This is a genomic window from Pseudomonas yamanorum (assembly GCF_013386765.1).
GTDB lineage: Bacteria > Pseudomonadota > Gammaproteobacteria > Pseudomonadales > Pseudomonadaceae > Aquipseudomonas > Aquipseudomonas yamanorum_A.
In genome coordinates this window covers 274,029-285,708 of the sequence record NZ_JACARE010000024.1, presented here as the reverse complement: position 1 = coordinate 285,708, position 11,680 = coordinate 274,029, and the positions used below count along the sequence as shown (strand labels likewise).

The following is an 11,680-nucleotide window of genomic DNA, read 5'->3' as shown; positions in this document are numbered from 1 at the left end:
GCCGACAGGCGGGGCAGAGCGTTTTGGTTACTTTGCCGCTTTTGCAAAGTGACTCGCTGTAAGAGCGAAACCATAGGCGGCCGTTACCTAAATAACGGATATGCCCATCACCGCTCCACCGGCACCGAAAGCCCCGAATTCCCAAGCGCATGACTACGCGCATCAAAAAACCGCAACTCCACATCCATCCCCTCAAACAGCTCGGCAAAACGCCGCTTCTGCTGCTGGATAAACCCCGCACTACGACCAAACACCGAAATCGCCAAAGTGCTGACTTTCGCCTGCCGAATCGCCTGCACAAGATGCACATCCTGCACGCCGAGGTGATGCCCGAAAATGCAAAGCCCACCCTCATGGCTCAACAGCTGCTCATAACAGAACGACAAATAGTCAGAACTGCGAATGGTCTTGAGCTTCTCCTCAACCTTCCCTTCGCTGACAAACAACGGCACATCATCCAGCGTCTTGATCGTATTGTTGATCGCAAAACTGCTGAGCAACGTGCTGTCTGTGGTCGGCAATTTACGCGCCGTACCATCAAGGTTACGCACCAGATGCAGGCCACCATGCAGGTACAGGATGCGCGTGGTATCGGTCGCTGTATTGCGCAGGTCAAAGCTCGCATCGGCACTGCGAAACAGATCGTCGATCCCAGGCGCATGCAGGATCGCCCAGTAGTTCAGCAGGTCATAATTGCTGGTGAACACCGTGGGGTAACTCGCCAGCTCTTGATGAAGGGTCGCCAACGTCGAAGGCTTCACCAGGCGCCACGGAATGTGCACGCTGTGGATCGTGTTGATCAGCGCTTCCTTGATCGCGTAGTAGCGATTACGCGGCGCCGCCGAGCTCACGGCCAGGGCCTTGTTCACCCGGCTGGTGGTTTTCAGCGCGCCCAGCACCTGCTCGAAACTGCGGGTCTGCATCGCGTCAAACACGCTGAGTTCGGACTGGCTCAGGGGTTTTTCTTCCACGGTGCGGGCGTTTTCAAACAGTGAGTCGTAGGCAAAGTCTTCCCACACTGCGCGGCTGGCGCCGTTGCCGATCAGGATCCCGCTGAAGGCGGTACTGCTGCGCAAGGCGTTCCAGTCTTCAAGGTGGGCATCAAAATCCTGGGAATCCTTCATTGCGGCGGGTCTACTCAAAATCGGCTGGGCGGTGACTTTATCACGAGCGGGCGTTGATCCTGGTCAAGATGCCGCAGGCAATCGAGGTCGATGCTGTAGGCATAACGACTTTCGAGGATTCGCCACCATGAGCAGCACCTTCTTCATTCCCGCCGTCAACATCATGGGCATCGACTGCCTCGACGAAGCCATGATCGCGATTCGCAACTACGGTTTTCGCAAGGCACTGATCGTGACCGACGCCGGGATGGCCAAGGCCGGTGTCGCCAGCATGATCGCCGAGAAACTCGCGATGCAAGACATCGACTCGGTGATCTACGACGGCGCCAAGCCCAACCCGAATGTCGAAAACGTTGAAAAAGGCCTGGCATTGCTGAAACAGAGCGCCTGCGATTTTGTGGTGTCCCTGGGCGGTGGCTCACCCCATGACTGCGCCAAGGGCATTGCCCTGTGTGCGACCAACGGCGGGCACATCGGTGACTACGAAGGCGTCGACCAGTCGGCCAAGCCGCAACTGCCGCTGGTGGCCATCAACACCACCGCCGGCACCGCCAGCGAGATGACGCGCTTCTGCATCATCACCGACGAAACCCGCCACGTGAAAATGGCCATCGTCGACCGCAACGTCACGCCGCTGCTGTCGGTCAACGACCCGGCGTTGATGGTCGGCATGCCCAAGGGCCTGACCGCCGCCACCGGCATGGACGCGCTCACCCACGCCATCGAAGCCTACGTGTCCACTGCGGCCAACCCGATCACCGACGCCTGCGCGATCAAGGCCATCGAACTGATCAGCGCCAATCTGCGGATCGCGGTGCGCGACGGTAAAGACATGGCCGCCCGGGAGAACATGGCGTATGCACAGTTCCTTGCCGGCATGGCCTTCAACAATGCGTCCCTGGGGTTCGTGCACGCCATGGCCCACCAGTTGGGCGGCCTGTACGACTTGCCCCACGGCGTGTGCAATGCGGTGCTGTTGCCCCATGTGCAAAGTTTCAACGCCAGCGTCAGCGCCGAGCGCCTGAGCCATGTGGCCCGGGCGCTAGGTGCAGACATCAAAGGCACGTCGCCGGAAGAGGGCGCCCAGGCCGCCATCGCGGCGATTCGCAGCCTGTCCCAGGATGTGGAAATTCCCGCCGGCCTGCGTGAACTGGGTGCCAAGTTGCAGGACATCCCGCTGCTGGCGAGCAACGCACTGAAGGATGCCTGCGGCCTGACCAACCCACGGCGGGCGGATCAGCGTCAGATTGAGGAGATCTTTCGCAGCGCGTTTTGATCGGCTCTGATCAGGGCGACGCTCAGCAGTGCGCCTCCCGCCAGCACCACGCACAACACCGCCAACGGCCAGGCCTGCTGACTCGCCAGCAGGCTGGCCACACCGCCGATCACCGCCGCCATCAACTGATGCATAAAGCCGCTCAAGGCCATGGCGTAGGAGCCGCTCACCGGCGACTCATCATTGGCCAGTGACAGGCTGATGGGATAACTCATCGACTGCCCGAACACCGCCAGGCAGTAAGGCAACCACAATAGAATCGCCAAGCCGTTGGCAAACAGGCTGCCCAGCAACATCGTTGCGCTGCCGCACATCACCAACGCCACGCCCCAACTCATCATCGACAGGCGCCCAGTGCGGGCGACCAGGCGATTGACCATCAACGCCCCCGCCAGATACGCCCCGCTGATCGGCCAGCCGAGCCAGCCATATTGCGCCGCGCTCCACTGGAAATGGCCCTGCAAGATCAAGGGTGCGCAGGTGTTGAAGGCGATGATCACCCCGTAACCCAAACCGCCCGCCAACGCAGGGCGCAGGAACGCCGGATGGCGCAGGATCGTGCCGTAGATGCGCCAGGCCGAGACGTGCCCGGCGGCTTTTTCCAGTGTCGGAAACACCACCCGTTGCAGCGCAATCATCAAGCCGGCAGCCGCTATCGCCAGCCCATAAAAGATCGCTTCCCAGCCAAACGCCACCTGCAACAGCGAGCCCACAAACTGCCCGATGCCCAACGCGATCACGAACGTCATGCCCAGCCACGACAGCCCCTTGGCCAACAGCGCACCGCTGAAACTGTCGCGAACCAGCACCCGCGCCATCACCGACACACCGCCCGCGCCGAGCCCTTGCACCAGCCGCAGGCCAAGAAAGGATTCGAGGTTGTAGGCGGACGGAATCGCCGCACTCGCCAGTGCATACAGCGCCAACGCCGCCAACAGCACCGGCTTTCTGCCAACCCGCTCACCGAGGCTGCCCCATAGCAGCATCGGCAACGCCATGCCGATCAAATACACCGCCAGGGCCAGCGCCACCTGGTCCTCGGCGGCAGGCAATGCTCGAGCAATCGCCGGTACGGCGGGTAGGTAACTGCTGATGCCAACCTGGGACAGAAAGGCCGCGCTGCAGGCGATGGCGAGGGTGGTGGTGCTTTTCAAGGGGCAAAAGATCCTGTTGAGCAGTAAGCTGCAAGCCGCAAGCTACAAGTTGCTAGTGTGTTTGTCTCTAACTAGCCGCCTGAAGCTAACCGCTTGTCGCTTAGGAACCAACCTTATGAGAGTTCTATTATTCGGCGCCACCGGCATGGTCGGCCAAGGCGTGCTACGCGAGTGCCTGCTGGCCAGTGATGTGCAGGAAGTCGTCGCCGTCGGCCGTACCGCGCTGACCCAGGAACACGGCAAGCTGCACCAGGTGCTGCATGCCGATATGTTGGATTTCCAGCCCCTGGAGCATCTGCTGCAAGGCTTCGATGCCTGCTTCTTTTGCCTGGGCGTGTCCTCGGTGGGCATGGACGAAGTCAAGTACACCCACCTGAGCTACGACCTGACCCTGGTGGCCGCCAGCACCCTGGCCCGGCTTAACCCGCAGATGACCTTTATCTACGTGTCCGGCGCCGGTACCGACAGCAGCGAAACCGGCAAAACCATGTGGGCGCGGATCAAGGGCAAGACCGAGAACGCCTTGCTGCGCCTGCCGTTCAAGGCGGTGTATCTGTTCCGCCCCGGGGTGATCCAGCCGCTGCACGGCGTGCGTTCGAAGACCCCGCTCTACCAATCCCTCTACACCGTGACCGGCCCGTTGTTGTCGTTGCTGCGCCATGTTCGCCCGGCCTGGGTAGTGAGCACGGAAACCGTCGGCCGTGCGATGCTCTCGGCCGTCCGGCATGGTGCACCGCAACCGGTGGTGGAGCAGGCCGACATCAACCGCCTGGCCAACGAGCGCGCCTAGATGCTGCACAAAAGCCTGGTTCGCCGCCTTGACTTGATCACCCTGCAGCTGTTCGTCGCGGTGCATGAAGAAGGCACCCTGACCCGCGCCGCCGCCCGTGAGGCCATCGCGGTCTCGGCAGCGAGCAAGCGTTTGATGGAGCTGGAACAGGTGTTGGGCGTGAGCCTGTTTGTGCGCCAGGCCAAGGGCATGCACCTCACGGCCGCCGGCGAGACCTTGCTGCACCATGCCCGGCAGATGCTGTTCAACGTCGAGAAGATGGGCCTGGAGCTGGGCGAACACAGCCATGGCGTGCGCGGTTATGTGCGGATGCTGGCGAATCTCTCGGCGATCATTCAATTCCTGCCTGAGGATTTGCGTGACTTTTCCGCGCTGCACCCACAGGTGAAAGCCGACCTGGAAGAGCGGCCCAGCAATGGCGTGGTCCAGGGTGTGATCGATGGGGTTGCGGACCTGGGCATCTGCTCCAGTGACACCGATACCAAAGGCCTGCCCGGCGTGACCTATCGCCGGGACAAACTGGTGGTGTTGATGCCGGCGGATCACCCGTTGGCGGCGCGCAAGGCAGTGGCTTTTGTCGAGACGCTGGACAGCGACTACGTGGGGCTGCATTCCGCCAGTTCGATCAACATGCGCACCCACGCTGCGGCACGGGAGGCGGGCAAGGTGCTGCGCCTGCGGATCCATGTGCCGGGTTTTGATGCGATGTGCCGGATGGTCCAGGCCAACATGGGCATCGGCATCCTCCCGCAAAAGGCCTATGAACTGTTTGGCCGGGCGCTGGGGTTGCATGCGGTGCCGCTGACGGATGCCTGGTCGGACCGCAGCCTGATTCTGGTGGTGCGTGATGAGGCGCAGCTGTCGCCGGTGAGTCGGTTGTTGTTCGATTATTTGCGTCGGGAGCCGAGTTAAGCGAAACGCTGCTGGCCTCATCGCGGGCAAGCCCGGCTCCCACAGTTGACCGAGTTGTTTGGGGGAAAATCGATCCCCTGTGGGAGCCGGGCTTGCCCGCGATGGCGATTTAAAGAGCGCCCAAAATCCCCAAGCCTTCGCATTTCGCGAACGCTCGTTGCCAACTGACGGTTGGATTTCTGCTGCCCCTGTCCTCTAGCCTTGGCCCACATTCCAAGAACAAGAGGTACACCCCATGACGGCTCCCCTGAGCGGTATCAAGGTGATCGAGATCGGCACCCTGATTGCCGCGCCGTTCGCCGCCCGGCTGATGGCCGAGTTTGGCGCCGAGGTGATCAAGATCGAAGCCATGGGCCAGGGCGATCCGCTTCGCAAATGGCGAAAGCTGCATGAAGGCACGTCGCTGTGGTGGTACCTGCAATCGCGCAACAAGAAGTCCCTGGCCCTGGACCTCAAGTCCGCCGAAGGCCTGGACCTGGTCAAGCAACTGCTGGGCGACGCCGACGTGCTGATCGAAAACCTGCGCCCCGGCGGCCTGGAAAAACTTGGCCTGGGCTGGGACGTGCTGCACGCCCTCAACCCCAAGCTGACCCTGGTGCGCATCTCCGGCTACGGCCAGACCGGCCCCTACCGCGACCGCCCCGGCTTTGGTGCCATCGGCGAGGCCATGGGCGGGATTCGCTACACCACTGGCAACCCGGATTCGCCACCGGCGCGGGTCGGTGTGAGCCTGGGTGATTCCCTGGCCTCGTTGCACGGCGTGATCGGCGCGCTGATGTCGCTGCTGCGGGTCAAGACCGGCCAGGGCGACGGCCAGATCGTCGACGTGTCCCTGGCCGAAAGTGTGTTCAACCTGATGGAAAGCCTGGTGCCCGAATACGACATGCTCGGCCATGTGCGTGAGCGCAGCGGCGGCGCCTTGCCAGGCATCGCTCCGTCCAACACCTACCTGACCGCCGATGGCGCCTACGTGGTGATCGCCGGCAACAGCGACCCGATCTACAAGCGCCTGATGACCACCATCGGCCGCGCCGACCTGGCCGAAGCCCCCGAGTTCGCCCACAACGACGGCCGCGCCGCCAAGAGCGGCCTGCTCGACGCCGCCATCACTCACTGGACCAGCAGCCAGCCCATCGACCAGGTGCTCAGCGCCCTGGAAGCCGCCGAAGTACCGGCGGGGCGCATCTATTCAGTGGCCGATATCGTCGCCGACCCGCACTACCAGGCCCGGGACATGCTGCTCAGTGCCGACCTGCCCGGCGGCCTCACGGTGAAGATGCCCGGCATCGTGCCCAAACTGTCGGAAACCCCCGGCGCCGTTAATTGGCAGGGCCCGAGCCTGGGCCAGCACACCGACTCGATCCTCGGCGACCTGGGCTTGAGCGGTGCCGATATTCAACGCCTGAAAACTTCAGGAGTGGTGCAATGAAAAACTATTCCGATGCCCTGGTCGTGCAGGAAGTCTCACCCCGGGACGGCCTGCAAATCGAGCCGACCTGGGTCGAGACCGCCGACAAGATCGCCCTGATCGATCAGTTGTCCCTGGCCGGTTTTTCCCGGATCGAAGCGGGTTCGTTCGTGTCGCCCAAGGCCATTCCCGCCTTGCGCGATGGTGAGCAGGTGTTCCAGGGCATCACTCGCCGCCCCGGGATTGTCTACGTGGCCTTGATCCCCAACCTCAAGGGCGCCCAGCGTGCCATTGAATCCCGGGCCGATGAGTTGAACCTGGTGATGTCCGCCAGCCAGACCCACAACCTGGCCAATATGCGCATGCGTTGCGAGGCCTCGTTGGCCGCATTCAGCGATATCGTGAGCTTTGCTGCTGACTTTCCGGTGCGCCTCAACGGCAGCATCGCCACCACCTTCGGTTGCCCGTTCGAAGGCAAGATCGACGAAGACCGCGTGCTGCAATTAGTCGATGCCTACCGCGAGCTGGGCATCCAGGGCATCAGCCTGGCGGACACCACCGGCATGGCCAATCCACGTCAGGTGGAGCGCCTGGTCAAGCGCGTGTTGGAGCACGTTCCGGCCAGCGATTTGACCCTGCATTTCCACAACACCCGCGGCCTGGGTTTGTGCAATGTGCTGGCTGCCTACGAGGCCGGTGCCCGCCGGTTTGATGCGGCATTGGGCGGCCTCGGTGGCTGCCCGTTTGCTCCCGGCGCGTCGGGCAATATCTGCACCGAAGACCTGGTCAACCTGTGCGAGGAGGTCGGGATTCACACCGGTATCGACCTGCCGCACTTGCTGCAGATGTCGCGGCAATTGCCGGCCCTGCTGGGCCATGAACTGCCGGGCCAGGTGGCCAAGGCCGGGCGCAACTGCGACCTGCATCCGCCACCGGCCTACATCGCCACTTTGTAAGCCGTAACCAGACAACAAAAACAATCGGACGCCTGCGAGCAGTCCGCTGGAGAGAAACAATGAGCCTTAATACGTTGGAGGCCGGCGTGCGCCCGGCCGCTGAACACGATGCCGAAAAAGCCCTGGTCAGCAAGGTCGCCTGGCGCCTGATGCCGCTGATCATGGTCTGCTATCTGTTCGCGTTTTTTGACCGCATCAACATCAGCTTCGCCAAGTTCCAGTTGCAGACCGACCTGAGCCTGAGCGACACCGCCTACGGCCTCGGCGCCGGGCTGTTCGTGGTCGGCTATGTGATCTTCGAAGTGCCGAGCAACATGATGCTGTACAAGGTCGGCGCCCGCCGCTGGATCGCGCGCATCATGATGTCGTGGGGGCTGGCGACGGCGGCCATGGTCTTTGTCACGGCCGAATGGCAGTTCTACGCGCTGCGTTTCATCATCGGTGCGATGGAGGCAGGCTTTGCCCCGGGCGTGTTGTATTACCTGACCCTATGGTTCCCGCAGCACTACCGTGGGCGCATCACGTCGATGCTGTTTCTGGCGTCGGCGTTTGCCGGGTTGGTGGGCGCGCCGTTCTCCGGGCTGGTGCTGGAACACCTCGATGGCGTGCTGCAAATGCGCGGCTGGCACTGGTTGTTCTTGCTCGGTGGCTTGCCCTGTGTGGGCCTGGGATTCATGGTGCTCAAGCTGCTCAAGGACCGTATCGAGGACGCCCACTGGCTGACCTCGGCGGAGAAGACCTTGCTGGCCAGCCGCATCGCCGTGCATGAACCCCACAAGAGCGGCGGCTCATTGCTGGCAGCGCTGCGTATTCCCGGGTTCCTGATGCTTGGCTTTATCTACTTCCTGATCCAGGTGGCGTCCTACGGCCTCAACTTCTGGGCGCCGCAACTGATCCGCAGCGCCGGTACCCAGAGCCCGGTGATGATCGGTCTGCTGACGGCGATTCCCTACGTCTGCGGCGCCATCAGCATGGTGGTGATCGGGCGTTTGTCCGACGCTACCGGCGAGCGCCGCAAGTTCGTCAGCGGCTTGGTCGCACTGGGCGCGGTAGGGTTCTTCTGTGCCGGTATTTTTGCTGATCACACCACGTTCCTGATCGTCGCCCTGAGCCTGCTGGGCGCCGGGATCATCGCCTCGATTCCGACCTTCTGGACCTTGCCGCCGAAGTTGTTGGCCGGTGCCGGTGCAGGCGCGGCGGGCGGGATCGCGGTGATCAATACCCTCGGCCAGTTCGGCGGCATTGTCAGCCCGGTGATGGTCGGCCGGATCAAGGACCTGACCGGCAGCACCACGCCGGCGCTGTATGTCATCGGCGTGTGTGCGCTGATTGCGGCGGCGCTGTTGCTGTGGGGCTTGCCGCAAAAATTGCGCACCCTCGACAAGCGCTGATCAGCCCGCAGTCACCAGTGACCGGGTGGGCGTGGCGCTGAGTTGAATCAGTGCCACCCCGCCGATCAACATCAACGCCCCGATCAACCGGGACGCGGTCAATTGCCGTTCCACCAGCCCGAACAGGCCGAAGTGGTCCAGCATCAACGACGCGATGATCTGCCCGGCCATCGCCAGGGCGATAAACCCCGAAGCGCCAAGCTTGGGCATCAGGATCAACGCCAGCGAAATAAAGCACACGCCGAACGCACCGCCGCTCCACATCCACAGCGGCGCCTTGGTGATAAAGCCCAGGTTGGGCAGCGGCAGGCGCAGGGCCAGGATCACCGGCAGTAGCACGATGATGCTCACCAGCAGCGAGGCGAGGGTGGCCCACAGCGGATGGCCGAGGCCGCGCCCCAGGTTGGCGTTGATCGCACTTTGAAACGGCACCACCGCCCCGGCGAACGCCGCCAGCAGCAATAAACCCACCCAATGCAAGGTTGTCATGATTCATCTCCCAGAGGTTTTGCTGGACTCTAGGCTATTCGTCGCGCAAATTTAAATTCCAAGTTCTTATGCAGAACATGCAGCTAATGAATGATCTTCGACGCATCGACCTTAATCTGCTGGTGATCCTCGACGCCTTGCTGACCGAGCAACACGTGACCCGCGCCGCCGAGCGCCTGCACCTGAGCCAGCCGGCGGTGAGCCACGCCCTGGCGCGGCTGCGGGATTTGCTCGGGGACCCGTTGCTGGTGCGCCAGGGCAGTTCGCTGGTGCCCACCACCCGCGCGCTGGAACTGACGATGCCGCTGGCGCAAGCATTGGCCCAGGTACAGGCGCTGCTGGCGCCGAATCGCTTCGATCCGGCCTCGGCCAAACGCACCTTTCGGGTGGCCATGTCGGACTACAGCGCGGCGATTTTCCTGCCGGGGCTGGTGCGCACCTTGCGCCGGGAAGCGCCGGGGATTGATTTGCAGATTATCCAGGCCAGTCGCGAAGGCATGCTGGATGGCGTGCTCAACGGCGACATTGACCTGGCAGCCGGGGTGTTTCCCGACATGCCCGCCGAACTGCGCAGCACGCCGTTATTTGAAGAGCATTACGTGTGCCTGGTGGATCGTGACAGCCTGCCGAAAAGCGGCGTGCTCGACCTGCCGACCTACCTGGCACGGCCCCACGTGTTGCTGGAAATGCGCGGCAGCGGCACCCCGGAAATCGAACGGGCGCTGACGGCGATTCGTGAGCGCCGGCACGTGGCTATCAGCTTGCCCCACTGGGGTGTAGCGCCGCAGTTGATCCAGGGCACGGACCTGATCCTTACCGTGTCGTCGCGCGGGCTGCTCAACATGGATCACGAGCAACTGCTGACGGTGCCGCCGCCGTTTCATATTCCGTCGTTTGCGTTTGTGTTGGCGTGGCATTCGCGTCGGGATGGGGACCCGGCGTTGCAATGGCTGAATGGGCAGGTGCAGGGAGTATTGTCTTACCCGTTTGGAAGCAAGACCTGACTACCGTTCGTCGCACTAACAAGTTTTTTCTAAACCTTTACCGCCTTCAAAATTCAGATTCAGAGCGGGGCTCGTTTCCCTGCACCTGTTTATTACCTGGAGGAACCCATCATGAGCCGCATGGCTATCCGGTTACGCACCGCCAGTTTCGCGATGCTGCTGGGCCTCGGCGCCAGCAATGCTTTCGCCCAGTCGCCTGCCGATTTCATCGAACAGGCTTCGGCCAAGGGCATGGCCGATATCGAGACCAGCCGCATGGCACACGCCAAGACTTCGTCCCAGGAGATCAAGGACTACACCATCGAAGTCATCAATGAACGCACCCTGGCCAATCAGCATCTGGCCGCCATTGCCAAGAAGCTCGATTTGCCGGTGGCCCCTCGGGACAAGATCGTCGACAAGGCCGAGTCGCTGATGCCGGAGCTCAAGGACGGCGACTCCTTTGACGCTGCCTACACCGCCCAGCAGATCAAGGCCAATGAAGACGCGATCGCCTTGTTCAAGCAGGAAGGCGCCGAGTCTGATATCCCGGAAATAAAGGCCCTGGTGGACGAGACCCTGCCGAAGTTGGAAGAACGCCTGGAGAAAGCCCGCGCGCTGGCGTCGACTTACGGAAAAGGTCACCAAGGCGACGGTTGATTGCCTTGAGTACGCTATAAAAAACGGCGACTGGATCACTCCAGTCGCCGTTTTTTTATGCCTGGTTCAGGTCGGTTTTGGGCTGTTCACCTTCAGTCGTCAGCGTGGTGACGGTGATGGTTTCGTTGTCGCCCATGGTCTTGTATTCCTTGCGCAATTTCTCAAGCTGCTTGCGATCCAGGCCGTCCAGGCTCAACACGGCGTTTTGCGCGTCCTTGGTGGCGCGCAGCAGTTCGTCGATCTTGATATGCAAAATGTCGTTGTCGCGGTTTTGGGTGTTCTGGATCAAAAACACCATCAGGAACGTGATGATGGTCGTGGAGGTGTTGATGATCAGCTGCCAGGTGTCGTTGTAGTGGAAATACGGCCCGCTCAAGCTCCATAGGAGGATCAATCCCACGGCCGCGTAGAACGTGCGGGCACTGCCTGCCCAGCGGGACAGGGACTGTGAGATGGCGGAGAATTTCATGACCGTTTTCCTTTTAAGGTGGGTGATGAAAATACTGACCGCAGAGGTGCTCTGAAATTTCTTTTTAC

The 11,680-nt window shown here is 61.9% G+C and carries 12 protein-coding genes; 8 read left to right on the top strand and 4 right to left on the bottom strand.

Annotation, left to right across the window (positions count from 1 at the left end; translation table 11 throughout):
• Positions 1 to 107: 107 nt before the first annotated feature.
• Entirely contained in the window at positions 108 to 1,124 is a 1,017-nt protein-coding gene (locus HX875_RS20675) for a DUF4917 family protein (protein WP_177045145.1), read from the bottom strand.
• Between the two features lie 127 nt (positions 1,125 to 1,251).
• Between HX875_RS20675 and yiaY the strand changes: the two genes are divergently transcribed.
• Positions 1,252 to 2,400 (top strand): L-threonine dehydrogenase, encoded by a 1,149-nt coding sequence (gene yiaY / locus HX875_RS20670; protein WP_177045143.1) that lies wholly within the window; start codon positions 1,252 to 1,254, stop codon positions 2,398 to 2,400.
• Here yiaY and HX875_RS20665 read toward each other — a convergent pair.
• Positions 2,367 to 3,554, bottom strand: a complete 1,188-nt coding sequence (locus tag HX875_RS20665; RefSeq protein WP_177045141.1) for an MFS transporter — start codon at positions 3,552 to 3,554, stop codon at positions 2,367 to 2,369. The genes yiaY and HX875_RS20665 overlap by 34 nt on opposite strands.
• A 115-nt stretch (positions 3,555 to 3,669) precedes the next feature.
• On the opposite strand from HX875_RS20665, the gene HX875_RS20660 reads away from it, so the two are divergent.
• The 5 genes from HX875_RS20660 to HX875_RS20640 all read left to right on the top strand — a co-directional run bounded on the left by HX875_RS20660 (position 3,670) and on the right by HX875_RS20640 (position 9,011).
• A complete protein-coding gene (locus tag HX875_RS20660; protein WP_177045139.1) occupies positions 3,670 to 4,344 on the top strand; it encodes an NAD(P)H-binding protein in 675 nt (224 codons plus the stop codon).
• A complete protein-coding gene (locus HX875_RS20655; protein ID WP_177045137.1) occupies positions 4,345 to 5,256 on the top strand; it encodes a LysR substrate-binding domain-containing protein in 912 nt (303 codons plus the stop codon).
• A 235-nt stretch (positions 5,257 to 5,491) separates the two neighbouring features.
• Complete coding sequence (locus HX875_RS20650) at positions 5,492 to 6,685, top strand: CaiB/BaiF CoA transferase family protein (protein WP_177045135.1); 1,194 nt, start codon at positions 5,492 to 5,494, stop codon at positions 6,683 to 6,685.
• Complete coding sequence (locus tag HX875_RS20645) at positions 6,682 to 7,620, top strand: hydroxymethylglutaryl-CoA lyase (protein WP_177045133.1); 939 nt, start codon at positions 6,682 to 6,684, stop codon at positions 7,618 to 7,620. Before HX875_RS20650 ends, HX875_RS20645 begins: the two co-directional genes overlap by 4 nt.
• A gap of 59 nt (positions 7,621 to 7,679) precedes the next feature.
• Entirely contained in the window at positions 7,680 to 9,011 is a 1,332-nt protein-coding gene (locus HX875_RS20640; protein ID WP_177045131.1) for an MFS transporter, read from the top strand.
• Here the strand turns inward: HX875_RS20640 and HX875_RS20635 are convergent, their stop codons facing one another.
• Positions 9,012 to 9,500: a DMT family transporter gene (locus tag HX875_RS20635; protein ID WP_177045129.1), complete on the bottom strand. Its 489-nt coding sequence runs from the start codon at positions 9,498 to 9,500 to the stop codon at positions 9,012 to 9,014.
• 77 nt (positions 9,501 to 9,577) lie between these two features.
• Between HX875_RS20635 and HX875_RS20630 the strand changes: the two genes are divergently transcribed.
• Complete coding sequence (locus HX875_RS20630) at positions 9,578 to 10,504, top strand: LysR family transcriptional regulator (protein ID WP_442757357.1); 927 nt, start codon at positions 9,578 to 9,580, stop codon at positions 10,502 to 10,504.
• A 111-nt stretch (positions 10,505 to 10,615) separates the two neighbouring features.
• Positions 10,616 to 11,143 (top strand): DUF4142 domain-containing protein, encoded by a 528-nt coding sequence (locus HX875_RS20625; protein WP_003212082.1) that lies wholly within the window; start codon positions 10,616 to 10,618, stop codon positions 11,141 to 11,143.
• A 55-nt stretch (positions 11,144 to 11,198) separates the two neighbouring features.
• Here HX875_RS20625 and HX875_RS20620 read toward each other — a convergent pair whose 3' ends face one another.
• Positions 11,199 to 11,612, bottom strand: a complete 414-nt coding sequence (locus HX875_RS20620) for a low affinity iron permease family protein (RefSeq protein ID WP_177045125.1) — start codon at positions 11,610 to 11,612, stop codon at positions 11,199 to 11,201.
• Positions 11,613 to 11,680: the final 68 nt, after the last annotated feature.